Origin of the sequence: Arthrobacter sp. MYb221, from assembly GCF_002979835.1 — a bacterium.
Classification (GTDB): Bacteria; Actinomycetota; Actinomycetes; order Actinomycetales; family Micrococcaceae; genus Glutamicibacter.
The window spans coordinates 401,581-426,611 of the sequence record NZ_PCPW01000002.1; the positions used below are offsets into that span (position 1 = coordinate 401,581).

At 61.3% G+C, this 25,031-nt stretch carries 15 protein-coding genes; 9 read left to right on the plus strand and 6 right to left on the minus strand.

Translation table 11 applies throughout. The annotated features are described in order from the left end of the window. Positions 1-45: 45 nt before the first annotated feature. On the minus strand, positions 46-6,228 hold the full coding sequence (locus CQ015_RS04315) for an Ig-like domain-containing protein (RefSeq protein WP_105649468.1): 6,183 nt from the start codon (positions 6,226-6,228) through the stop codon (positions 46-48). 373 nt (positions 6,229-6,601) lie between these two features. Between CQ015_RS04315 and CQ015_RS04320 the strand changes: the two genes are divergently transcribed. Next, positions 6,602-8,269, plus strand: a complete 1,668-nt coding sequence (locus CQ015_RS04320; protein WP_105649469.1) for a DUF885 domain-containing protein — start codon at positions 6,602-6,604, stop codon at positions 8,267-8,269. A 61-nt stretch (positions 8,270-8,330) separates the two neighbouring features. Here CQ015_RS04320 and CQ015_RS04325 read toward each other — a convergent pair whose 3' ends face one another. Next, complete coding sequence (locus tag CQ015_RS04325; RefSeq protein ID WP_105649470.1) at positions 8,331-8,720, minus strand: VOC family protein; 390 nt, start codon at positions 8,718-8,720, stop codon at positions 8,331-8,333. A gap of 508 nt (positions 8,721-9,228) precedes the next feature. Here CQ015_RS04325 and CQ015_RS04330 point away from each other — a divergent pair. The 5 genes from CQ015_RS04330 to CQ015_RS04350 all read left to right on the plus strand — a co-directional run bounded on the left by CQ015_RS04330 (position 9,229) and on the right by CQ015_RS04350 (position 17,596). Continuing rightward, positions 9,229-10,611, plus strand: a complete 1,383-nt coding sequence (locus tag CQ015_RS04330) for a dicarboxylate/amino acid:cation symporter (protein WP_105649496.1) — start codon at positions 9,229-9,231, stop codon at positions 10,609-10,611. Positions 10,612-10,750: 139 nt separating this feature from the next. Further along, positions 10,751-11,422 (plus strand): TetR family transcriptional regulator, encoded by a 672-nt coding sequence (locus CQ015_RS04335; protein ID WP_105649471.1) that lies wholly within the window; start codon positions 10,751-10,753, stop codon positions 11,420-11,422. A gap of 3 nt (positions 11,423-11,425) precedes the next feature. Continuing rightward, positions 11,426-14,866, plus strand: a complete 3,441-nt coding sequence (locus CQ015_RS04340; protein WP_105649472.1) for an MMPL family transporter — start codon at positions 11,426-11,428, stop codon at positions 14,864-14,866. Continuing rightward, positions 14,863-15,501, plus strand: coding sequence for a nucleoside triphosphate pyrophosphatase (locus tag CQ015_RS04345; protein ID WP_105649473.1), 639 nt, complete (start codon positions 14,863-14,865; stop codon positions 15,499-15,501). Before CQ015_RS04340 ends, CQ015_RS04345 begins: the two co-directional genes overlap by 4 nt. A 319-nt stretch (positions 15,502-15,820) precedes the next feature. Beyond that, positions 15,821-17,596: a biotin carboxylase N-terminal domain-containing protein gene (locus CQ015_RS04350; RefSeq protein ID WP_105649474.1), complete on the plus strand. Its 1,776-nt coding sequence runs from the start codon at positions 15,821-15,823 to the stop codon at positions 17,594-17,596. Between the two features lie 108 nt (positions 17,597-17,704). Here CQ015_RS04350 and CQ015_RS04355 read toward each other — a convergent pair whose 3' ends face one another. From CQ015_RS04355 to CQ015_RS04370, 4 genes are read right to left on the minus strand one after another with little or no spacing between them, the layout of a single operon-like run. Continuing rightward, complete coding sequence (locus CQ015_RS04355) at positions 17,705-17,983, minus strand: hypothetical protein (RefSeq protein ID WP_105649475.1); 279 nt, start codon at positions 17,981-17,983, stop codon at positions 17,705-17,707. A 12-nt stretch (positions 17,984-17,995) separates the two neighbouring features. Then, positions 17,996-18,775: a TM2 domain-containing protein gene (locus CQ015_RS04360; protein WP_258137757.1), complete on the minus strand. Its 780-nt coding sequence runs from the start codon at positions 18,773-18,775 to the stop codon at positions 17,996-17,998. 52 nt (positions 18,776-18,827) lie between these two features. Next, positions 18,828-19,475: an Rnase Y domain-containing protein gene (locus tag CQ015_RS04365; RefSeq protein ID WP_105649477.1), complete on the minus strand. Its 648-nt coding sequence runs from the start codon at positions 19,473-19,475 to the stop codon at positions 18,828-18,830. Positions 19,476-19,477: 2 nt separating this feature from the next. Continuing rightward, the gene (locus CQ015_RS04370) at positions 19,478-19,948 is read right to left on the minus strand and encodes a hypothetical protein (RefSeq protein WP_105649478.1); all 471 of its coding nucleotides are present in this window, start codon (positions 19,946-19,948) and stop codon (positions 19,478-19,480) included. A gap of 232 nt (positions 19,949-20,180) precedes the next feature. On the opposite strand from CQ015_RS04370, the gene CQ015_RS04375 reads away from it, so the two are divergent. The 3 genes from CQ015_RS04375 to CQ015_RS04385 are packed head-to-tail and all read left to right on the plus strand — an operon-like array spanning position 20,181 to position 25,027. Further along, positions 20,181-22,220 (plus strand): hypothetical protein, encoded by a 2,040-nt coding sequence (locus tag CQ015_RS04375; RefSeq protein ID WP_105649479.1) that lies wholly within the window; start codon positions 20,181-20,183, stop codon positions 22,218-22,220. After that, positions 22,207-23,835: a class I SAM-dependent DNA methyltransferase gene (locus tag CQ015_RS04380; protein WP_105569871.1), complete on the plus strand. Its 1,629-nt coding sequence runs from the start codon at positions 22,207-22,209 to the stop codon at positions 23,833-23,835. The genes CQ015_RS04375 and CQ015_RS04380 overlap by 14 nt, the downstream gene beginning before the upstream one ends. Continuing rightward, positions 23,768-25,027 (plus strand): restriction endonuclease subunit S, encoded by a 1,260-nt coding sequence (locus CQ015_RS04385; protein ID WP_105569870.1) that lies wholly within the window; start codon positions 23,768-23,770, stop codon positions 25,025-25,027. Before CQ015_RS04380 ends, CQ015_RS04385 begins: the two co-directional genes overlap by 68 nt. The last annotated feature ends 4 nt before the right edge of the window (positions 25,028-25,031 follow it).

The following is a 25,031-nucleotide window of genomic DNA, read 5'->3' on the forward strand; positions in this document are numbered from 1 at the left end:
ACTCCATTTCTACGTTCATTAGCGGCCGGAACCGTTCGGTCTGCCTCAAAATTTGGTGGTGTTGGACTTTACGCCGTCCACCGTGGCGTAGTACGGCTCCTTGTAGCCCGGTTCCACCACGCATGGCAGATCCTTGGAGGCCCGCCCGTTGCCGCCGACCGTGAAGGTCACCGGGTTTGACGAGAAGTTTCCGCCCGAGTGATAGCACTTGGCCGTGTAGCTGTGGGTGCCGGGGCTGAAGTTGTACAACTCCACGTGGTATTTGTAGCAGTTTGGATCACAGGTCGAGTTCGAGTACCCGTTGTAATTCGGTCCGCGGCTCAAGGTGACTGAGCGGGCCGGCTTGGGGTTCGTTTTCTCGGTCTTGGACCAGGACTTCTGCTGCCCCGCGGTATCTTTGGCGACGATCTTGATGGTGCGCGAGGTGGAATATCCCAGACTCTCAATGCGCTGCGCACCATCGTTGGCGGTCTTCTTGCCATTGATGGTCACCGTCTGGGTGACCGCGCGTCCGTTGGATTCTCCGGCGTTCTTGTTCCAGGTGAACTTGATCCAATGATCCCCATGCGAAGCGGCCAGTTGCGCGTTGTTGCGCAGCGGACCGTAGGCGCTTTCCTTGTTGCTCGGCGCGCTTGCAGCACCGGCTCCGGCGGCATTCAGCGCACGAACCCGCCAGGTATGCGCCTTGCCGTTGGAGCCCGTGTCGATCCGAGCGCCCGGCCCGCCGAAGGAGTTCCAGGCTCCGCCGTCGGTGGAGTACTGGTACCCGGTGATCGCCGAACCGTTGGCGCCAGGGGCCTTGAAATCAAGGCGGATCATCCGGTTGGCACCGGTGGCCGTGGCGCTGACGTTCCCGATGGTTTTCGGGCGACCATAGGGGGTCACCGCCGCCGATTTGGCGCTCTGTCCGGAGCTGCCCACACGGTTATGCGCGGTGACGGTGAACCGGTAGGAGGTGCTGGTGTTCAGCCCGGTGATGGTCTGGCTCAGCTGGTTCGCCGGGATATTGTCAACGGTCTTCACCACGGTGGAGCCGTTGAAGGCGCGCACGGTGTAGTGGGTGATGGCCGCGCCGTTGGCCCCCGGGGCCTTCCACGCCACGTTGACCACGCCACCGTTAACCGCCGAGTCCTTGCGCGCCGCCGTCGGCGCGGATGCCTTGAACGGCACGCCAGCCGGGGTGACCTGCGCCGAGTACGGGCTGAATTGGGAAGGCTTCGAGGCCTTGTTCACCGCACGCACACGCACCTGATAGGAGGTGCCGTTGCGCAGCCCCTTCCAGTTGTACGAGGTTCCGGTGATCCCGTTGACCTGGGTGACCCCGTTGCCCGGGGCCGGCGAGATCTCCAGGGTGTAGCTCTGGATCGCCGAGCCGCGGCTAATCGGGGCCTTCCAGCTGAAGGTCGCCTGCTGGTCCCCGTCCTTGCCGGTCGGGGCCGCGGGCCGTTCGGGTTCCACGTCCGGGCGTGCCTCGGCGGACTGGGCCGAGCGCGGCGATTCGCCCATCGCGTTCGTGGCCGAGACCGTGAAGGTGTACACGGTGTCATTGGCCAGCCCGGTGATGGTGCACGTGGTGGTGGAGCATTCCTGGGTGTGCCCGGTGGTGCGCACCGTGTAGTGCGTGATCGCCGAACCGTTATTTGCCGGTGGTTCCCAGCTGAGCACCGCCTTGCGGTCGCCGGTGGATTCAATCCGTGGCAGGCTCGGCGCCGCGGGGGCGCCCTTCACGTTCAGGCTCACGGTACCGATCACGTTGCGCGAGACGTCCTCGGTGACGTCCCCAATGGTGTATTCCACCCGCATGGTGCCGACAAAGTCGTCTTTCGGCGTGATCGCGACCTTGTCGCCGCGTACCTCGACTGCCCCGACCGCTTGCAGCGCGCGGGCGTTGAGCAGCCGCAGCGGCCCCTTGTCGGCGTAGGGGTTGTGGTCGTTGGCCAGCACGTCAACAACCTCGGTCTCTCCCTGGGCGGCGTTTGCCACGTTGTCCGCCACGGCCACCGGAAGTTCCCGGGTGGAGCCGGAGACCGTCACCCGCATCGCGGCACTCACCGGAGGATTCACCCCGTCGCTGACCGTGACCGCGACGGTGCCGCTGGTCCCCTTCGGGGTCTGCGCGCTGGCCGTGAGTTGCAGGTTGTGCCCGTCAACGATCTGCGCGTCGACCCCTTGGATGTCGACCGCGCCGAGCCCGAATTTCAGATCCGGAATATCTTCGCTGTTCTGGTCATTGGCGGCCAGGCGCAGATCCATCACCACGGGCTCTTCGCCCTGGCCGACGGTGAGCGAATTGCTTTGCAGGGTCGGTGCGAAGTTCTCCGGATCTGGCTGTTCCTCTTCTTCCTCTTCCGGCGTGGGTTCCACTTCCTCGGGTTGGCCTTCGCCGTCCCGGCGCTGTTCGGGCGTGTTGCCCGGAGCCGGGGTGACGTTAATCGGGACCGTCAGCTTGGAGCTCAAACCCCGCGGGTCATCGGGCCCGCCGCCGTCGGTCACCTCGAAGCTCACGGAGGCGGAACCGGCAAAGTCCACCGGTGCGCGGAATGAAAGTTCGGTCGCCGACTCGACGAGTTGTCCATCGTTCTGCGGCATCGAGCTGACGGACTCTTCGGTAGCCAGCCGCGGGGAACGCCCCTCGCGGACGAGCACCAGGTCCGCGAGGTTCAGCGGCAGGGTTTCACCAGCCTGAACCTGCAGGTTCAGTCCGCTGCGTAGGATCGGGCGCGCGTCCCCGGTGCCCGGAACATGGACAAATGCCGTCGAGGTCAGCTCGTCCGCATCTCTCAGGGTATAGGCGATGATCTGCGGGGATTCGCCCACGGTGACCTGCAACCCCTCTTCGGTGACTCGGGCGCTGCGCGGGTTATCTGGCAAGCTCACCGTGAGCGCGTCCGCGCTGCCGTCCGGATCTTCGTCGTTGCGCAGGATATCGACGGTGATCTCATTGTTTTCTATGATCTCTTCCAGTGAAACCCGGTCGTCACGAGCGATCGGGGCCAAGAGCTTGGCTTCTGGATCGGATTTAACCGTCAGCGTGGCCGCCGCGGTGCCACCACGGCCGTCGCTGATGGTGTAGCGCACCGATACCGTGCCCGTTTTGGGTGGCGAGGTCAGCACCACGCGTCCATCTTGCACCTCGGCCTCGGCACTTGATTCGGTGCTCACCTCTGGCATCAGCGCCAGCGGGTCGCCATCGGGGTCGGTGTCGTTGCTCATCACGTCGATAGCCACCGGCCGGTCCGGACGCACGGTGATGAAGTCATTCACCGCCACCGGCGAGTTATTCGACTCCGCTAGTGCGGCGATACCGATCTTGATGGTGCCGGTCGCCCGGGCGCCGAGCCGGTCTTCAACTACATAGCTGAATTCGTCGGTTCCGGACGCGTCTTTATTGGCGGAGTAGTCAATGGAAGCACCACGGATTTTTGCGGTGCCTTGCCGGGGTGCAGAACCGAATTGCACCAGCGACACCGAATCCCCGTCCGGATCAATGGCATCCAAGGGCACCAGCACGTTGGTGCTGCTGCCGGCGAAAACGCGTCCCACGATCGGCTCGGGGTTTGGCGGGCTGTTTGATTCGAGGTCATTTTCCCCGGCGGCGGGCCTGACGTTGAAGGTCACCCGGGCGCTGGTCTCCTGGCCGTCCGGGCCCGCGATGGTATAGACGGCGGAGACCTGGCGTGGCTTGCCGTCAAAGTCGGCTGCCCGGAAGCGAATGGTCTCGTCCGCCACCGAAATCAGCGACCCCTCGCCAAGATCTTCGGTCTCTTTGAGCTGTGGAAGCAGGGTGAGCTCGCCCCCATTGGGGTGAATGTCATTTTCCAGCACCTTCACCGTCGCCACGTCGCCCTCGCGGACGGTGACGGTATCCGGGTTTGCGTGCGGCGGATCCATCCGCGGCGGGGCCGGGATCGGGATGACACGGATGGATCCGGTTGATTCCCCGGTCCCGTTGGCCACCGTGTAGCTGATGGTGCGCGGTTCGCTCAGTCCGCGCACGTCGGTGATGCGCACCAGGGAGTTGCGTTCCACGCTGGTCGAGAAGGGAACGTCCAGCTCATTTTGCGCGCCGGTCACCACCAATACTCCGCCGGCCGGGTCGGTGTCGTTGCCCAGTACATCCACCAGCACGTCTTGGCCGGCCGGCAGCAGCGCCACGTCGCGCACCGCGACGGGCGCCTTGGCGGCATCGTCCGGTTGGCGAACATCGATACGCACCAGCCCCGGGGCACTGCCCGGACCGTTGGTGGTCATATATTCGGCATAAAAGGTTCCGGCACGTTCACCGGTCACGGTGATCGCGCCGGTATGCATATTGGCTTCCAGCTGCAATCCGGCCACGTCGTCGATTCCCGCCAAACGCAGGCCATCGCCCGAAGGGTCGGTGTCATTTTCCAGTGGCTCGAAGAGCTTGGCTTCACCCACCCGCGCGGTGACATGGTCGGTTGCGGTGACCGGCTCCACCGTCGAGTCGGCCAGCACCTCAACAAGGATGCGTCCCTTGGTGCTTTCGCGGCGATCCGAAACCTGGATCGCGATTTCCTTCTGGCCGATCCGCTTCCCATCGTCCTGGAAGGTCAGGGTGCCGTCGGGGCGCACCCGAATGACGTCCTCGTCTTCGCTGGTGCCGCCCAAGAGCTGCAGGTCATCGCCCTCGGGATCGGACCAGTCGGTGAGGACATTTTTGCTCACCGACTCGCCTTGCTGCACGCGCAGCACGGTGGTGCGTTCTTGTTCCGGCGCCTTATTCGATTCTTCGTCCGCCACGTTCAGCCGCACGCTGGCGGTGTCCGAACCGCCGCGTCCGTCGCTGGTGGTGTAGCTGAAGTTCGCGGATCCGCTGGCGTCTTGCGGCACCGAGATTTGGAAACCAGTGCCCTGGTGCACCGGTTGCAGGGTCCCCAGCGTGGGATCGGATCCTTCGATCTTGGCGGTGAGCAGGTCGCCATCGGGGTCTACGTCGTTGTAGAGCACCGGCAGCATCGTGGTGCGCCCCGGACGGATACTATATGTGTCGTCCTCGGCGATGGGCTTCTTGTTTTCTTCCGTGCGATTGGGCAGCTCGATCGCGTCGGTGATTTCCTTGGTTTCCTCTTCGGTGGATTCGCCCTCACCGGTAGGTGGTTCCAGATCGCTCCAGTTGCTAACGATTTCCATGCCTTCGTTCGTCAGCCAGACCTGCCCGGAGTTCACGTCGTTCAGCACTACTACGTCTCGGTTGACCCGGAAGATCAGTTCGGCGCCTACGAGCATCTCGGGGATCAGCATGTGCTGATTTTGCGTCGGGTCGGCGCAGTGGCGCAGGTATTGTCCGCTGGTCTGCCAGGCGGCATAGGTGCACTGGCCCACGTGGACCGGCGCGATGGGGGTCCCGGCGGTTTCGACCTGTTCGTAGTTGACCGCGGAGCCGTTCAGGCTCACCGAGGCCAGGGAGTTGTCCAGGGCAATCTTCACCGCGTCGGCCTGCGGGCCGGGGACCTGGATGCGCGCATTGGCAGGATTTTCGACGCTTGCCTGTTTCCCGGCCGAGGTCATGACCTGTCCGCTGGCGGAGTCGAAGACCACCGCGGTATCGCCCACGGCGCTGAGCTGGGGTTCGGTGAACTCGGTTAGTTCGTGGATTTCAATTGACTCGCCGGGCAGCGCGGTGCCTTCGGCATCGATGGTGAAGCTGGAGAAGCTGCCCGCTTCGTAGTCGACGGTCCATACGGTGTCGTCGGTGCCGACCACCGCGGCAACCTTGCCTTTTGATTCGATCAGCGGTTCGGTGCTGGAGAATTCCGAGATGGCTTCGAGGCTGGTGGCCTGCACGGTGCCATGTTCTTCATCGGTCACCGCTACAACGTTGGCACCGTAGGAGAATGACGTGTTGGCCGGCAGGCTATTGTCTCCGGCAAATTGAACCATGGATGGATCGATGGTGGTCAGCGAGGCTTGTTCGAGGTTGCGCACGAATACGCGGTCCTCATTTTGCACCAGGTTGTAATTGGCCAGTGGAGTGACTACGCCACCGTCGAGGGTGCGGGACTGGTAGTTGACGTGCCCGATCTTGCCTTCTGACTGGTTGACCACCCAGACGCCGCCGTCGTTCAGTTCCACGTCCGCGGTTTCAAAACCCGGGTAGATTATGGCACCGGCAACGGCAAGGGCTGCCACGAGCGGGATCGCGGTGACTTTGAATCCAGTACTTTTGAGCAACGCTGGCCAGCCGTTACCTGATGACTTCGCCATATGCCGTAATTCCTTGCTCTTTTTGTTCCCGTGCCTGCGTGCATCGGCTTGCCTTCCAGGGCCAGCCCAATCCGTTCCCCGCCCAATTCTAAAGAAAAGGCAAAAACATCACCATGGTGAGTTCTCCCCATGCCCCTTGGCGAACAGCGGATTCGGCTTTTCACGCGCCGCCGCGGAAGTCGCTTCCGTGGGTTACTTGCCGAAACTTCGGCCTCGGCAGAATTCCGCCGGTGACCGGCATGACACCGTAAAGGCCGAGCCGACCTCATGATCAATGCGGATCTACGGCTTGCGGTGGATAGCGGCAGAAATCTGGAAACTAAGGCCAACGCAGGTCTTCAACAAATCTTTCATATCTATTAGTGTTAGCTTCATGACATCCACTGTTACGCAGCGCGTGCCGACGGGCATCGACGCCATCGCGGAAAATTTCTTTGCCAAGACTCTCGAATTAGTTCCGGAGTACGGCGTTTCTTTCGGGCTCCCCGGTTACGAGTCGGCCTATTCCGACTACTCCCCCAAGGGCACCGATCAGCAGATCGAGCTACTGCGGGAGACTCTCGCGGAACTTGAGGCGGCGAAGCCACAAGATGACATCGATGAGGTCACCCTCGACGCGATGCAGGAGCGGCTCGGCCTGGATCTGGAAATCCAGCTGACCGGACGCACCGAGCTGAACAATATCGCCTGCCCGGCGCAGGAAATCCGTTCGGTCTTCGACCTCATGCCGCAACAGAGCGCAGCGGACTTCGCATTTGTCGCCGCCCGGCTGGCCAACGTCCCGCAGGCAATCGACGGCTACATCGCCTCATTGCGCGATTCGGCCTCCAAGGGGTTGGTGTCGGCTAAGCGTCAGGTGAATATCGTCGCCGGCCAGTGCCGGGATTATGCAAAAGACGGTGGGTTCTTCGATCGGCTAGCCACCTCCGGTGCCGAGAAAGACCCCGAGCTCGCCGAGTCGCTGAACGCCGGAGCGTCCCTGGCGAAGAACGCCTACCTGAAGCTTGCGCAAATGCTTAGGGAAGAACTGCTGGCGCAGGCCCCCGAGGCGGATGCGGCAGGCCGTGAATACTATGCGTTGATGTCCCGCCGCTTTCTGGGTGCATCGGTTGATTTGGACGAGACCTACGCCTGGGGAGTCGGCGAGCTAGATGCGATCATCGCGGAGCAGCAGCGCGTGGCCGAACTGATCAAGCCCGGCGCCTCCATCGAGGAAGCCAAAGCGATCCTCAACGCAGATGCGGCGCGCAAGCTGGACGGCACCGAGGCCCTGAAGAACTGGATGCAGGACAAAGCCGACAAGGCGATTGCCGAGCTGCGCGATAGGCACTTCGATATCCCAGCCCCGATGGATCGAATCGAGTGCCTGATCGCCCCGACAGAAGACGGGGGAATCTACTACACCGGGCCCTCGGAAGATTTCACCCGCCCCGGACGCATGTGGTGGTCGGTGCCTCCGGGCGAAGACCAGTTCTCCACCTGGTCGGAGCTGACCACCGTGTACCACGAAGGGGTACCGGGCCATCACCTGCAGATAGGAACCGCGCAGATGCAGGCGAACACGCTCAACAGCTGGCGCCGGCTGCTCTGCTGGGTTTCCGGACACGGCGAGGGGTGGGCGCTATATTCCGAGCGGCTGATGCACAAGCTGGGTTACCTCGATGATCCGGGTGACTATCTGGGCATGCTTGATGCCCAGCGCATTCGTGCGGCCCGCGTGGTCTTCGACATCGGCGTGCATCTGGGCCTAGCGGTTCCTCCCCAGTGGGGCACCGGAACCTGGGACGCCGAAAACGGGTACGAGTTCTTGCAGAAGAACCTGGATCTCACCGAGGGCCAATTGGACTTCGAATACAACCGCTACCTCGGTTGGCCGGGCCAGGCCCCCAGCTACAAAATCGGCCAGCGGCTCTGGGAGCAGGCCCGCGACGAGGTTGCCGCCCGCGATGGCGAGCAATTCGAGCTCAAGGACTTCCACACCAAGGCGCTGAAACTCGGCTCGGTGGGCCTTGACACGCTCAACCGCGCCCTGCTGAGCTAGGCAGCTAGCCAAGCCGTTGGCTGCCGGGGTTTCCCGGCAGCCAACGGCTCCTACCGCATCACTAAGCGCGGTAGTTGGACAGCTGGATCAGGTTTCCGCAGGTGTCATCCAATACGGCAGTGGTCACCGGACCCATCTCTGTGGGTTCCTGGGTGAACCGCACGCCCAGGGCGCGCAAACGCTCATACTCGGACTGGACATCGTCAACCGCGAATGAGGTCAGCGGAATGCCATCGGCGAAAAGAGCCGCCTGGAATGGTCGCGCCGCCGGATGCTCGGCAGGTTCCAGCAGGACCTCGACGCCTGCCTCATCTTCTGGCGAGACAAGTGTCAGCCATTTGAATTCACCCACCGGCACATCGTGCTTCTTCACAAATCCGAGAATCTCGGTGTAGAACTTTTCGGCTTTGGCCTGGTCATCAACCATGACGCTAGTGATATATACCCGCATGATTTCTCCGATGTTCGTCGTCGCACGCCTAAGGCGAATCCCCTAGCGGCATCCAATCTACAGACTTTCAAAGCCAACTGGTCATCATCAACAGCCGGCGGCGGACCGATCCCTGCGCAGGCGGTGCGGTTGGCCAGGACGCGGTGCCAATCCATTGCTTGCAGCCCGGAGCTCAAGGACTGCTGAGACCGTTCGTTGCGCGTTTTCGCCTGGCGCCGACCGGTCGTACGGCCATCGTGTATTTCACCGGCAATAACCAAATCCTTGGAAGCATAATTGCCAACGAAAATCCATCCGGAAATCCCCGGCAGCAACCTCCGGTAGACCAGGCAGCGCCCGTCCGAATGCCGGGGCACGCGGAGCAATCCGCAAAATACCTCTGGTTTTCGACCCAGGTCGGTGACCGGTCGCACAGTAATTGAGGCGTCAATAACGGAATAATCCAGAATCGTAACGTTGCGTAACTTTAACTGCGGTGGTTGGCGTTTTCCGGCATACCGTTTTAGTCATGTCTAACACCGCACCTTCATCCCGACTGCCTCGTTGGATGACCAGTTTCGGTCCGCAGATTATCGCTGCGTTGATCGTCGGTCTGATCCTCGGCCTGGTCGCCAAGTACACCGGCAGCACTTCCGAGGAACCCAACGCGCTCGGTGAAGCCCTGCAGATCATCGGCTCCAGCTACGTTGCCCTGTTGCGCACGGCCGTCATCCCGCTCATTTTCTTCGCAGTGGTTGCTTCCATTGCCAACCTGGCACAGGTGACAAACGCTGCACGCCTGGCCTGGCAGACCCTGCTGTGGTTCGGCATCACGGCGCTGATCTCAGTGACCATCGGCATGGGACTGGGCGTGCTGATGCAGCCTGGCGCCAATACCGGCCAAAGCGCACCGGCCGAGTACGACGGCAAGACCGGCGACTGGCTCGGATTCCTGACCGGACTGATCCCTTCGAACTTCCTGGGCCTGGGCGCAAGCACCAAGCTCGCCGAGGATGCGGCCACCACCTCGATCAGCTTCAACGTGCTGCAGATCCTGGTGATCGCCATCGCCGTGGGCATTGCCGCGCTGAAGGTCGGCAAGGCGGCCGAACCATTCCTGGCGTTCTCCGCCTCGATCCTCGCGATCATCCAGAAGGTGCTGTGGTGGATTATCCGCATCGCCCCGCTCGGCACCGTTGGCCTGATCGGCAACGCCGTCGCAAGCTACGGCTGGGACACCATTGGAGCGCTGGGCAAGTTCACCCTCGCCATCTACATCGGCCTGGCGCTGGTGCTCTTCGCCCTCTACCCCGTCCTGATTCGCACCCACGGCCTCTCCATCAAGCAGTACTTCTCCGGGGTGTGGCCGGCCGTGCAGCTCGGTTTCGTCTCCCGCTCCTCCATCGGCACGCTGCCGCTGACGCAGCGCGTGACCGAACGCAACCTCGGCGTGCCCTCGGGCTACGCATCCTTCGCCGTCCCCTTGGGCGCAACCACCAAGATGGACGGTTGCGCAGCGATCTATCCGGCGATCGCCGCCACCTTCGTGGCCCAGTTCTTCGGAATTGACCTCGGCCTGACCGACTACCTGTTGATTGCCCTGGTTTCGGTTCTGGGCTCGGCTGCTACCGCCGGAACGACCGGGGCGGTAGTGATGCTGACGCTGACCCTATCCACCCTTGGACTCCCGCTGGCCGGCGTTGGCCTGCTGCTCGCGGTTGATCCGATTGTTGACATGGGCCGCACCGCGGTCAACGTGGCCGGCCAGGCCTTGGTTCCAACGATTGTCGCCAAGCGCGAAGGCATCCTGGATGTGGAGCTGTACAACGCCCCACGCAACGGCAATCCCTTCGCGGACGACAGCATCGCGGCCAACCAGGATCCGTCGGCGGCAACTTCGGCAAACGCCTAGTTTCCCGTAGGTCCGAGCGGCCTGAGCAGCACCCAGCGGTCGGCATCCTCCCATCAGGAGGATGCCGACCGCTTTTTCGTGGGGCAGAACACAACCCCCCACTTTGCACAGCGTGCAAGTTTGCACGTAGTGTAATTACGTGACTTCTCATGGCACCGGCACGCGCCGCGAACTCAATAGGCAGGCGACGCATCAGGCGATCGTCGACGCCGCCCTTCGACTGCTGCGCGAGGGGCACGGCACGGCGATCACCGCCACCCAAATCGCCGAAATAGCCGGTATTTCCCGGCGCACCCTGTTCAACTATTTCCCCTCCGTAGATGCAATCTTGTCCTATCCCCTGCACGCGGTGCTCGAGCACATGGTCGAGACATTAACTCCCCTGACCGACCAGCTGCCACTGATGCAAGCAGTGGTCCGCGCATTGGAATCCGAGCGGGCCACCGAGCTTTTGGGACAGGTCGCGCAATTCGGCGCCTATCTGCGCCGGCAAGAAAACGGCACTTGCTACCCGCCGAATTTCATTGCCTGGCAAAGCGCCACCGGTGACGTCATCGCCAAAATTGCCTCCAGGTACCCGCAGGCCGATGCCTATTCCATCCGCGTGTTCACGCATGCCATCCTCGGGGCGGGGCAAGCGGCCTTCGATACGTGGATCGACCAACTGCCGGAACCGGATGCGACCGGACTGCACGTTTCCGATGAACTCATCTCTTCCTTCCATCAGCTCATCACCCGGGCCATGGAAACACTCGATGCGGGTTTTAACTCGCTGCCACTGACCGCACCAAACTCGCTCAAGGAAGACTAAGCCATGGCTACGTTCCTTTACCGCCTCGCCTCGTGGGCCCATAGGCACCGTTTCCGCATGCTCTCCATGTGGATTGCGGCGTTTATCGCCATCGGTGTCTGCGCCAGCCTCTTCATGGGGCAGCTGTCGAACACCTTCACCCTGCCGGGCACCGAAACCCAGCGCACCATGGACCGGATGAAGGAAGAACTCCCCGATCTTGCCGGCGGCCAGGGCACCATCGTCTTCCGCGAAGGTTCAAACCGCGCGTTGAATGCGGACCAGAAATCGGCCATTCAGGACTCCCTGGATCAACTGGCCTTGCATCCGCAGGTTGTCGAGGCCATGAGCCCCTTCGAACTGCAGAAGCAGCTTGACGATGCCAAGCCCGAGCTGGACCAGGCCCAGCAAGAACTGGTGGATGGGCAAAAGGAACTCGACGATGCCAAGGAACAGGTAGCCGACGGCAAGGTTCAGCTCGCGGACGGCCAAAAGAGGATCACCGAAGGCTGGTCCGAACTTTTCGATGGCACCAAGGAAATAGAGGACGCCGAGCCGCGGATCGCCGCGGCCGAAAAGAAGCTGGCCACCGGTTGGGACGAGCTACGCGCCGGCGAAGCCCAGCTGCACAGCGGGCAGGCGCAGCTGAGCGCCGGTGAGAGGAAATACCAAGCGGGCCTCGCCGAATACAATGCGGGACTCGAAAAGTACCAGTCCGGGCGGAGCCAGTTCGAAGCCGGAGAACAGAAGCTCGACCAGGCAGACGCGCAGCTGAACGCAGGCGAGAAAGAATATCAAGCTGGCCTGGACAAGATTTTGGACGGAAAGTCCCGCAGCCAGTTTGACAAGGAACTAGTTGCCGGCAAAAAGCAGGCCACCGAGGGCCTGGCGAAGGCCGAAGAGGGCCTGCAGGCCGTTGAACCGCAAATCTCGGAACTGAATGCCCAGATCCCAGCGGTCGAGCAGGCACTCAAACAGGCCGAAGCCGAGGGCGACGAAGCCCTGATTCGCGAGTACACCGAAAAGCTGACGGCGCTGCAGGGCGGCCTCGCCGAACTGAATGCCGCCAAGCTGCAGGCCACCGAGGGCAAGGCCCAGGCCAACGCCGCGCTGAAGCAGATCGGCCAGGCCGAGGCGGGCCTGAAGCAACTGGATACCGCGCGCAAGGAATTGGATGCCGGGGCCACCCAGGCCACGGAAGGCCGCCAGGAGCTCGAAGCTAACCGCGGCGAACTGGCCTCCGCCAAAAAGCAGCTTGATCAGGCCAAGTCGCAACTTGCCTCGGGCAAGCAAGAAATCGATGCGAACAAGTCAAAGCTGGCGCAGGCGCGTGCCGAGCTTGAATCCGGCCGCGCCGAGCTCAACGCGGGGCAGGCAGAATTCGACAAGCAAAAGGCCGCCTTCGTAGCGGGCAAAGCGCAACTGGCGGACGCAGAGAAACAACTGCGCGAGTCCGAAACTACTATCAAGGAAAAGACCAAAGAGCTCGAAGACGGCGAAAAGGAAATCGCCCAGGGAGAAAAGGACCTCGAGAGCGGACGAGCCGAACTTGAGTTCGCCTCCCGCCAGGTAGGCGCCAGCGGGGACATGCGTTTCGTTTCCGAAGATGGCTCCACCGCCGTCTCCCAAGTCAGCTTCCGCATCGCTACCGACGCATTGACCGCCTCGGATCGTGAAGCCATCACCGCGATCGCCAGCGGGCCGCAGTCCACCGGTGTCGAGGTGCTCTTTTCCAAGGAGATCCTGCAGGACATCTCGGAGGTCTTCGGCACCGCCGAAATCATCGGCGTAGTGATCGCCGCCGTTGTCCTGCTGGTTATGCTCGGCACGCTGATCGCCGCCGGACTGCCCCTCTTGCTCGCCCTGCTGGGTGTTGGCGCCGGGGTGGGCACCACGCTTGCCTTCTCCTCGATGTTCACCATGGCCTCGATTACCCCCGCGCTGGCTTTGATGCTGGGACTCGCGGTGGGTATCGACTATGCGCTGTTCATCATTCACCGCCACCGCACGCAGTTGCTCTCCGGCATGGAGGTCGGTGAATCGATCGCCCGCGCGGTGGGTACCAGCGGCAATGCCGTGGTCTTCGCCGGGCTGACGGTCATCATCGCGCTGTCCGCCCTCGCGGTCCCGGGCCTGCCGTTCCTGACGGTGCTCGGACTCTCCGCGGCCTTCACCGTGCTCTGCTCGGTGCTGCTGAACATCACGCTGCTTCCCGCCCTGCTGGCCATGGCCGGGCCCAAGCTGGTGTCCCAGCGTGCCCGGAAGAAGGCGGACAAGCCGGTGGCCAAGGAACCTGTCTCGGCTCGCTGGGTCCGCCTGGTCACCAAGATCGCGATTCCCGTGTCGCTGCTGGTGGTCGTGGTGCTCGGCGCCATTTCGATCCCGGTATCGCAGATGCGTACCGCCTTGCCCGACGGCAGCGCCGAAGCCGCCGACTCGCAGGCCTTCCAGGCTTATCAGCAGACCAGCGACAAGTTCGGCGCCGGCTACAACGGCCCGCTGCTGGTCCTCGCGGACCTTCCCGAAGGCTTGTCGGAACGGCAGGCCGAATCCAAGTCATTGGATATCGCAGATATGCTCCGCGAATACGACGGCGTGGTCGCCGCCATCCCGGTGACCACGACCGAAGACAGGTCGCTGTCCGCGATCCAGGTGATCCCGGCAGATGGCCCCGCCTCCGCCGCCACCGAAGCGCTGGTGCACGAGCTGCGCGACGACGCGCAGACGATCAACGACGCCACGGGCGCCAAGATCGCGGTGACCGGCCAGGTCGCAGCGCAGATCGATGTCTCGGAGAAGGTGACCTCAGCCTTGCCACCGTATCTGGCCATCGTGGTGGGGCTCTCGCTGGTCCTGCTCTTGCTGGTCTTCCGCTCGGTAGTGGTTCCGCTGTTGGCAACCGGCGGCTTCCTGCTTTCGCTGGCTGCGGCCTTCGGGGCCAGCGTCATGGTCTACCAGTTCGGCTGGATGGGTTCGGTCTTCGACGTCAATGTCCCCGGCCCGCTGCTGAGCTTCCTGCCGATCCTGCTCACCGGCATCCTCTTCGGCCTGGCCATGGACTATCAGGTTTTCCTGGTCTCGGCGATGCGTGAGCACTACGCCCACGGATTGTCGGCCAGGGACGCGGTGCGCTCGGGCTTCTCCATGGCCGCACCGGTGGTGACCGCGGCCGCGCTGATTATGATCGCGGTGTTTGCCGGATTCATCTTCTCCCACCTGTCAATGATTCGTCCGTTGGGCTTCGCCTTGGCCACCGGGGTGCTCTTTGATGCCTTCGTGGTACGCATGACGTTGATTCCAGCGATTATGCACCTGCTGGGCGACAAGGCTTGGTACCTGCCGAAATGGCTGGATAAGATCCTTCCAGACGTGGATGTCGAGGGCGCAAAGCTCAATGAGATGCTGGACCGCAAGGCCGAGCGGCCGCTCGGCGAAGCCTCGGCCAAGGAAGAGGTAACCGTATGACCTTAAGTAATGAAAGCGCCCGGCTGCTGCTGGCCTCCGCCTCCGCGGGGCGGCAAAAGCTATTGGCCGATGCCGGGCTGGCCTTCGGAACCCAGGTGTCGCGCGTTGACGAGGATGCCGTGCTGGCAGCCGCCGTGAGCGCCTGCGGTCCGCAAAGCCCGGAAGCAACCGCGCTGCTCCTGGCCCGCGCCAAGGCCGAGAACGTCGCCGCAGCTGAGCACCCCGAGGGCACGGTGGTGCTGGGGTGCGACTCCGTCTTCGAGCTCGATGGCGTGGCCTACGGCAAGCCCTATACCGCCGAGGTGGCCCGCGAACGCTGGCAGCAGCTCAGTGGCGCCACCGGCATCCTGCATTCCGGGCACTGGCTGGTCGACACCGCCGACCCGCAAGGCGCGAGGGGACGCGTCTCCTCGACCACGGTGCACTTCGCCGAGGTCAGCGACGAAGAAATCGAGGCCTACGTGGCCAGCGGTGAACCGCTGCCCTGTGCCGGCGCATTCACCATCGACGGGTTGGCCTCGGCCTTCATCGAGTCCATCGAAGGGAACTTCCAAAACGTGGTGGGCCTGGATATCTTCGTGCTGCGCGAACTGCTGGCGGAAGCCGGAATCCCGATTGTGAGCCTCTGGAAGTAACCATGCGCCGCCCGCTCCCTGTCCAAGATTTATTCTCGGGCAGGGACGCGGTGTTTAACGATCCCCCTCGAATCCGTTGGCCGCCGGTTCACCGGCGCGCCGCGCGAAACAGGGTAAACCGAAGCGCGGAATACGGCGCCTGTTAGGCCGCTGGACATCAGGAGTTTTGCCTTTGGCTCAAATGGCAGCACATTTTGTAGGAACCCTCTAAAAATATCGGCCTAACACCCCAGATTTTCCGGATAAGTACATATACTTCCCACAAAGCCGATAGGCTCCTAGGTGAGAAACCCTAATTTTTTATAGACAAGGTTCACCCATGAATCCATTGACGAAGGTGCTAATCGCCAACCGCGGCGAGATTGCAGTGCGAATTATCCGTGCAGCACGCGATGAAGGAATCGAGTCGGTTGCGATTTACTCCGACTCGGACCGCGATGCGCTGCACGTGCGCCTGGCAGATGAAGCCTACGCACTGGGCGGCACCACCGCCGCCGAATCCTACCTTCGTATCGAGAAGATTCTGGATATCGCGCAGCGTTCCGGCGCCGACGCGATCCACCCCGGTTACGGCTTCCTGGCCGAGAACGCCGATTTCGCCCAGGCCGTCATCGACGCGGGCCTGACCTGGATCGGCCCCAGCCCGGATTCCATCGACCAGCTGGGCGACAAGGTCAAGGCGCGCCACATCGCCGAGAAGGTGGGCGCTCCACTGGTTCCGGGTACCAAGGATCCGGTCGCTTCGGCCGAAGAGGTCTACGCATTCGCCGACGAGTTCGGCCTGCCGCTGGCCATCAAGGCCGCCTACGGCGGCGGCGGACGCGGCATCAAGGTGGTGCGCAACCGCGAAGACATCGGCGAGCTCTACGAGTCCGCAGTCCGTGAAGCCATCGCGGCCTTCGGCCGTGGCGAATGCTTCGTCGAGCGCTTCCTGGATGCGCCGCGCCACGTGGAAACCCAGTGCCTGGCCGATGTCCAGGGCAACGTCGTGGTGGTCTCCACCCGCGACTGCTCCTTGCAGCGCCGCAACCAGAAGCTTGTCGAGGAGGCCCCGGCGCCGTTCCTGAGCGAAGCGCAGATCACCCGGCTCTACGAATCCTCCAAGGCGATCCTGCGCGAGGCGAAGTACACCGGTGCCGGCACCTGCGAGTTCCTCGTGGGACAGGATGGCGTCATTTCCTTCCTCGAGGTCAACACCCGACTTCAGGTGGAGCACACCGTCTCCGAAGAGGTCACCGGGCTGGATCTGGTCCGCGAGCAGTTCCGCATCGCCCGCGGGGAAGAGCTCGGCTACACGGACCCCGAGGTCCGCGGCCACTCCTTCGAGTTCCGCATCAACGGCGAAGACGCCGGACGCGGATTCGTCCCCACCCCTGGCACCATCACCAAGATGACTCTGCCCACCGGCCCCGGCGTGCGCGTGGATTCCGGCGTCGAAGCCGGCGAGAGCGTCTCGGGCAACTTCGACTCGATGATCTCGAAGCTGATAGTCACCGGTTCTACCCGTGAGATCGCCGCGGCCCGCTCCCGCCGCGCGCTGGAAGAGTTCCAGCTCGAAGGCATGGCCACGGTGCTGCCATTCCACCGCGCGGTGATGAGCGATGCGGCCTTCGTGCCCGAATCGGGGCCGTTTACGGTGCATACCCGGTGGATCGAAACCGAATTCGCCACCGTCATCGAGCCGCACCCGATGCCGCAGGTCGAGGCGGAAGAGGCTGCCGAACGCACCTCGGTCACCGTTGAGGTTGCCGGCAAGCGCTTGGAAGTCACCTTGCCCTCCTCGCTGGGCGCGGCCTCTGCCGCCGCGAATGACAAGGCCGCCAAGAAGAAGCGCAAGCCGGGCCGCAAGGCCGGGGCCGCCGCCGCTGGAAACAGCGCCGAGCTGCGCTCGCCCATGCAGGGAACCATCGTGAAGGTAGCCGTGGAAAGCGGTGACACCGTAGCCGAAGGAGACTTGGTTGTGGTGCTCGAAGCGATGAAGATGGAGCAGCCAATCACCGCGCACCGCGCTGGCAAGATCGAGGGTTTGGAAGTCAGCCCCGGTGAATCCTTGTCCTCCGGCGCCGTGATCGCCTCGATCGTCGACGCCGACTAATCTAACAGGCAGCACAAAGCCGGGCTTGTTTGACCTTGGATTCCAAGGTCAAACAAGCCCGGTTTTTGCTTTCTGGCCCGGCCTTCCCTGCGAGAATCTTGGAGGTGGCTACTCCGGGTTCTCCGGTCCCGCTTTGGCTTCCTGCGTATTTCCGGTTTGTGCAACGTACCGCTTGTAGGTGCGCAAGGCGCTCAAGTGCATGATGAAGAGCACTATCTGCACTAATGCGACCAGTACCCAGACTCCGGTGATCAGGTAGTTGGGCTCCGCCCCGCGTGTAGCTTCGTCAACGTTGTCCAGAATGTTGGAGGCGGCTATGGCCAGGCAACCGGTGAGGAACATGGCAGATACAAGGACTTCCGCCTTTTTGGACAGCAGATATTTCATCGTCCCCCGCCCCTACCGCAGCTCTTCGATGGTAACGGTCCACCCGCTGAAGTTCGCCGCGTTGACGTCTAGGTAGTATGTGCCCGCGCTCTTATGGAGTGCAGTTTCATCTTCGGCAGGGCCGTCGAGCATGACCTCGGGAATGCCGCCGTCTTCGAGTAGCACGATCCCTTCTTCCAAGACGTAGATGGCACCGATGGCGAAATCCTCGCCGCCGGCGAACGAGTACGTCATGCGGGCTTCCGCGCCAGTTAGGTCGAAGGTGGAGCTGGACTTATCGGTTCCGCCCTCCAACGTGACCACTTCTTGCCAGGTTGCAGCCTCTTCGACGGCTTCGCCGACCGGGGCCTCGACAACTTCCTCTTCGGCTTCAGCCGGGGCTGCTGCCGCAGAGCTGGGATCTGCCTGCTGCGACACCGCCGGCACGTCTGCGGCCGTCTTGGCAAGCATTGCGGCACTGCTACCGCCTGACACCATCCCCACGACCAGCAACGCGGCGGTGACAATCCACGCGACGAGCCGGTGCTTAGCGTAACCGTCCAACAACCTGCCGGACTTGTCGCGCATCGATCCGGTCAGGATGATGATCCAGTCGATCAGCACCCACACTCCCAGACCACCGAAGGTCAAGAGCTTCAGCACACCGGTACCGATCTTGCCGAGATAGAAACGGTCCACCCCGAGGAACCCGAAGAACAAGGACAAAAGCCAGGTGGCGACAAATGATTTTGCTGGCGCCTGGTCACCGGGATACCCCGGAGCGCCATAAGCCTGCTGAATATGGTTGGACATGATATTCCTCAATCTTGCAGCTAGAAGCTGCCTCATAGGTAGTGATGATCAGTTATTGCTTGGTCCAGGTACCGCAACGGCTCAGCTCGAGGTCCTGGCCCTTGCCCACGGTGACCGAAGGACGGCCGCCGCCAGGGATGTCATTGTCGATGATGTCCCCATTGGTCCCCGTTTTGAGCACTGCCCAATAGCAGTCGCTGGAGACTGGCGCGTCAGACCTGTAGGTTCCGGCCTTGAGATCCACGCCAATGGTCCACACGCCGTTGCTGACGGTGTTGGCTTCTTTCTCGTCCTCGGCCTTGCCGACGGCTTTCTCGCGTTCGGCCAGCGCAACGTCGGTTTCATCCAGCTCCTCCTTGCGCTCGTCGAGCCCCTTGGATCTGGAATCCAGCTCGTCGCTGCGCTCAGCCAGCTCGGCTTCCCGGGTTTCGGTTTCACCCTGGTACTCGTCGAGTTCCTGCCGCACCTCGTCGCGCGCCTCCTCGAAGGCATCCCGTTCGCCTTCCACTGCGGACTTCTCGGCCTCCAGAGCAGCGTATTCCTCGCTCTGGGTCGGATCCACGCTGTCGGTTCCGACAAGGAAACCGACGGCCAGCGTTCCCAGCAGGATCACGAGCACCAGCAACGGTTTGAACCATCCGCGGCGCTTTCCGTTGACGTCCGAAGAACCAACTGCGGAGGATTGCTCGGTGGAATTCATGGTTACCGCTCCTTTTCTAGAAGAATGTCCACCCCGGAGTCGGGGTGGTAGGACCAGGAAATCGCCACGCCATCCCAGTTGTCGTCTTGGCGGCCATCCAGCGCCCGGGTGCTGTCGATCTTGCTGATCACCGATCCGGGGACCTCCAGCCCAGCCAGCACGCAGGCAATCTGCGCGAAATCCTCCGTTCCGGAATCCCAGACGTCACTGCCTTTGCTGTCCAGCTGCAGCGCCTCGCCGTCATCCAGCACGAGAAAGCCTTCCGCGGAAACTTCGCATTCCTCGGCAACCTGGGCAAAATCGGGCCCGCCGGCAAACAGTCCAGGGTTCGACATGCCGGCAACCGCCAGCGCACCGATGAGGCAACCGGCAACTCCCCCAATTGCTGCCGGGAGCATCCACCGTCGCGGCAAGCGCGTTGCTTGCTCCAATTCGCTGGTTTCAGTTGGCGGTTGGTCGGCTGTCTCCGACATGTCGCTACCTCCTGGAAAGTGATGAGATCTGCTGGGCCGGACCGCGTCCCCAAACTTGGCCCGGCCGAACTGGATGCCAGCTTGTGCTGACGAGTCCACGCTACGGAGAACATTCACTCTGAGTCATTAAATAAACTGATAATGGGGGTTATCAAAGAAAATGAGAGTATTGCTTGGAACTCTGACATGATGGAGAAAGGAACAATCGGCGCCACAATTCCAGGAGGTGTTCATGGAAAATCAACACGGTGACCTCATGAGCATGTCCGATATTGCGAGCCTGGCTCAGGTCAGGCGTCCCGTCGTGAATATGTGGATCAAGCGGCATGCCGCCGGCTCCACACCATTTCCAGAACCTGCCGTGGTTCGCGGCGAACAGCGCTATTTCTTCTCGCATGACGTGGTGTCGTGGCTGGAAGAGACTGGCAAAGGGAACAACCCACATGTCCGGACCGACGCTGGAATAAATATCCAGATTGATCCGCAGGACATCGAGCCATTGACCGCGCTGTTGGCCTTGAGGACCCTGGTCGGAGAGCCTTTGGGCACCTACGCAGTCGATGACCTCGTGGACCTGGCCGACGAAGAAGATCCGGATGATGAGTTCCTTTTCAAGGAAATCCATGAATCACGGAACCTGCAGCATCTGGCAAAGAAGGCGGACATGTGCGCTGACGCCGCATATACGGCGGCTCACGCTTTGGAAGCCATCTATTCGGCGCGGTTCACCGAGGGCTTGAAGGAGCTGCACCAAACGGCTCTCAGCGAAGACGCGCTCTTGTTCCTCGCGGACGTGGCCTTGGCCCTGCGCGGTCAAGGCGCGATAGTTGAGGCCACCCGCGGCGGAAGCGACCTGCTGCTCAGCACACTGGCTCGACTCCCGGAAACAGAATCGCTCACCGTTGGCTTGCAGCAACCGAACACGGCCGCGCGGTCGGCACTGGCGCGAATGGCCATGCGTCGAGTGGTAGCCGTTGCCGCCGGTAAGGACAATGTCATCTTGGACTCAGTCCATACGGACGGACAGGCAACCTATCTGGCCCAACTGCCGTCCTCCGAGGTCCCGGATGCCCAGGCAAGTGCCTTGCTTTCCCAAATCGATGAGCTTGCACTCAGCCTCGACCGTCAGGACAGAGGACTGATCGTTGGACCAGCATCGATTCTCAGCGAACCGCTGGAGGACAAGGAGCTGGACTCGATCCGCTCAACGATCCTGCGCAGTCGGCGTGTTCACGTGATCGCTTCCCTCCCATCTGGCGTAAGGGCCGCGAGGCCACGGCAGCGCATGGCCTTGTGGATTCTTGGGCCGGAACTGCCAAGCACCGGAGAGAGTCCGGCACGCATGCTCGTCTCGGATCTGAGCCTACGGACTTTGACGCAGCTGCTCAATGCGGATTTTGGCGCGCAGGTGGCGTTTGGTCTACGGAATATGACCAGCAAGAGACCAGTGGCCGTAATCCACTCACGCTGGATGCCACTTCCCACGTTGGTCGCTGCATCCGGAGGACTGATTCCCGCACCACGCATGGAGCGGGAGATCTACACCGACTACGCAACGTCCGCCCGAGCCGTCACCGAGTTGGAGGCTCTTGCCGATGTAGTGCAGGAAACCAACGAAGCCCGCCCCGGTTTTCCTTTCGAATTTTCTGCATTGGAAACTCGACTGGACTTCAAGCGCGGACATGAACCAACCATCGGTGAGCTGCTTGAGTCCGGTGCTTTGAAGCATCTGCCGGGCACCAGATTTGCTCCAGGTGATGTCGACGACTCAGTACGTTCTGGCATCGGCATCTGGGAGGCAAGCTTGCTACCCAGTGCCAAAACGGATGCAACTATTTCCCACTTCGCATTGGCCAACGGCTATGGGAACAGCCAACTGACCGAACCCGGCGACATTGTCTTCAGCACAACCGGCGAAGTCCGGGCGGTCGTAGATCGCGAAGGCTCACGAGTGGTGCGATTCCCGGCAAAGGCATTGCGAATTACCGCGGACAATTCCAGTGGGCTGATCCCTGACCTCATAGTCGAAGCGCTTAACCGCCAGCAGCTGAAGCAATGGCCGAGAACGCATATCCGGATCTGTCCCGAAGACAAAAAAGACCTGCTGGTTCGAGCTTTGGAGTTTCTGAAAAATGAGCAAAAGATCGCGCAAAAAAGAATAGAAACGATTAACGCGCTTGAAAACTCATTAACCAATATGGTTATTGACCAAAAAATTGACATGATTGATCGCAGGACCCAGCGAAAGGAAGGCAGCAATGCCACCCCGTAAAAAGTCAGCGGCCCAAGCCGCGCTTCCTTCAACTATGAAGGAACTCAAAGACACCTTGTGGAAAGCTGCGGATAAGCTTCGCGGATCCATGGATGCCTCGCAGTACAAGGACGTCATCCTTGGTCTGGTCTTCCTGAAATACGTCTCGGATGCCTTCGAAGAGCGGCGTCAACAGATCCGCGCCGAATTGACGGACAGCGGCCTGGCCGAGGCCCAGATCGCCCTGCTGATCGATGATCCGGACGAGTACACCGGACATGGCGCATTCTTTGTTCCAGATGCCGCTCGCTGGTCCCACCTGGCTGTGAATGCCAAGGGCCTGTCCGCGGTTGACGGAAATGCTCCGAAGAACATCGGTGAGCTTGTGGACACCGCCATGGATGAATTGATGACGGCCAATCCAACGCTGGCCGGCACCCTACCGCGCATTTTCAACCGCGACAGCGTAGACCAACGCCGCTTGGGTGAACTGATCGACATGTTTAACAGTGCGCGGTTCACTGGTGAAGGGTCAACGCGTGCCCGCGACCTGCTCGGCGAAGTCTACGAATACTTCCTGGAGAAGTTCGCCCGTGCCGAAGGCAAACGAGGCGGCGAGTTCTACACGCCAGCAGGCGTGGTGCGAGTCCTGGTTGAAGTGCTTGAACCCCAGAGCGGCCGCGTCTACGACCCAGCGTGCGGCTCGGGCGGCATGTTCGTCCAGACTGAGAAATTCCTTGAATCCCACAATGAGGATCGCACGGCGATCTCCGTCTACGGCCAGGAGCTCAATGAGCGCACCTGGCGCATGGCCAAGATGAACCTGGCCATTCACGGCCTAAATGCGAATTTGGGCCCCCGTTGGGGAGACACCTTCGGCCGCGATCTCCACCCGGAGATGAAAGCCGACTACATCATGGCCAATCCACCATTCAATATCAAGGACTGGGCGAGGAACGAGGAAGACCCCCGCTGGGCCTACGGTGTTCCGCCCACCGGCAACGCCAACTATGCGTGGATCCAGCACATCCTGTCCAAACTTGCACCCGGCGGATCCGCCGGCGTGGTTATGGCCAATGGCTCCATGTCCTCGAACTCCGGTGGCGAGGGAGACATCCGCGCCAAGCTGGTGGAGAACGATGTGGTCTCCTGCATGGTGGCCCTGCCAACCCAGCTCTTCCGCTCCACCGGCATCCCCGTTTGCATCTGGTTCTTCGCGAAAGACAAAACTGCCAGCGTAGGTGGCTCCACGGACCGCTCGGGGCAAACGCTGTTCATCGACGCCCGCAGTATGGGGCACATGGTTGACCGCGCCGAACGAGCACTCAGCGATGAAGATATTTCAACGATTGCCAATACCTTCCATACGTGGCGTGGCAAGGAATCTGCCGAAGGGGCCTACGAAGACGTTCCGGGATTCTGCTACTCGGCCACAGTTCAGGAAATTAAGGATGCGGGATACGCCCTTACCCCGGGACGCTACGTCGGGGCCGCTGAAGTCGAAGACGACGGTGAACCAATCGAAGAGAAGATAGAACGGTTGAAGAAGGGACTCTTCGATCAGTTGGATGAGTCGTCGCGACTGGATCAAATTGTTCGCCAGCAGTTGGGAAGAGTTCAGAATGCACAAGACTAGTAGAATTCTCCTCAAAGACCTCCTGATAACAACAAAGGATGGCGATTGGGGGAAAGCAGAGGAGCAGGATGGCTATGAAAAGTACCAAGTAATTCGTGCTACTGATTTCCATGATGTCTCCGTTGGAGATACGCGAAAAGTCCCTGTCCGCTTCTTGAATCAGAAAAACGTACAGCGTAGAACCTTGGAGCCAGGTGACATTCTAATAGAAACAGCAGGGGGCTCACCTGGTCGGCCAACCGGGCGCACCATGATCTTTTCGGAACGAGTTCAAGCAGGGTTCAGCAGTCCAGTCACATGCGCCAGCTTCGCCCGATTTATGCGTGCGAATAGTGAAATCGTTGACCCTAGATACCTCTACTGGTATCTACAGTCGATGTATCTCTCCGGTGAAATTGAGCAGTACCAAGTTCAGCATACTGGCGTTGCTCGATTCCAATACACCGATTTTGCCGCTTCGCATTTAGTGCCTCTACCTTTAATCGGCACTCAACAAGCCATCGCTGAAGTTCTCGGCGCGCTCGACGACAAGATCGCGGCAAATACAAAACTCGCTGATACTGCAGACGACTTAGCCAAAACTATGGTTCGAATGACAGTCACGTCATTGACTCAACGACTCGATGAAGCCGCGAACATTGTCATGGGTACCTCTCCTAAAGGATCAGACCTGAATGAAAATAGCGAGGGCATAGCGTTTTTCCAAGGGGTCCGCGATTTCGGCATGCGTTTCCCATCGCGTCGCGTTAGCACAACTAACGCATTACGACTTGCGCAAAAGGGCGACATACTGTTGAGCGTACGTGCCCCTGTTGGGGAAGTGAATTTCTCTCAAGATGAGGTTTGCATAGGTCGCGGACTTTCAGCGGTTAGACACAAATTTGGCCGTCAGGCTACCTTGTTCCACCTGCTTCGACATGAAAGTTCGGTTTGGGCACCGTACGAAGCAGAAGGGACCGTTTTTGGTTCCATAAACAAGTCTCAGTTGCATGGGATTCTAGTCCCTACGGTGCGTGAAGATATTGCATCAGAAATTGAATCAAAGGTCGGCGCAATTGAAAATACCATCGCTGGATTCTTGGCCGAAAACGAGCTCCTGCAGCTAACACGGGATACGCTCCTCCCGCAGCTCATGTCCGGAAAACTTAGTGTCAGAGATGCTGAACATATCGCTCAGCAGGCAGGCGCTTAGCCAT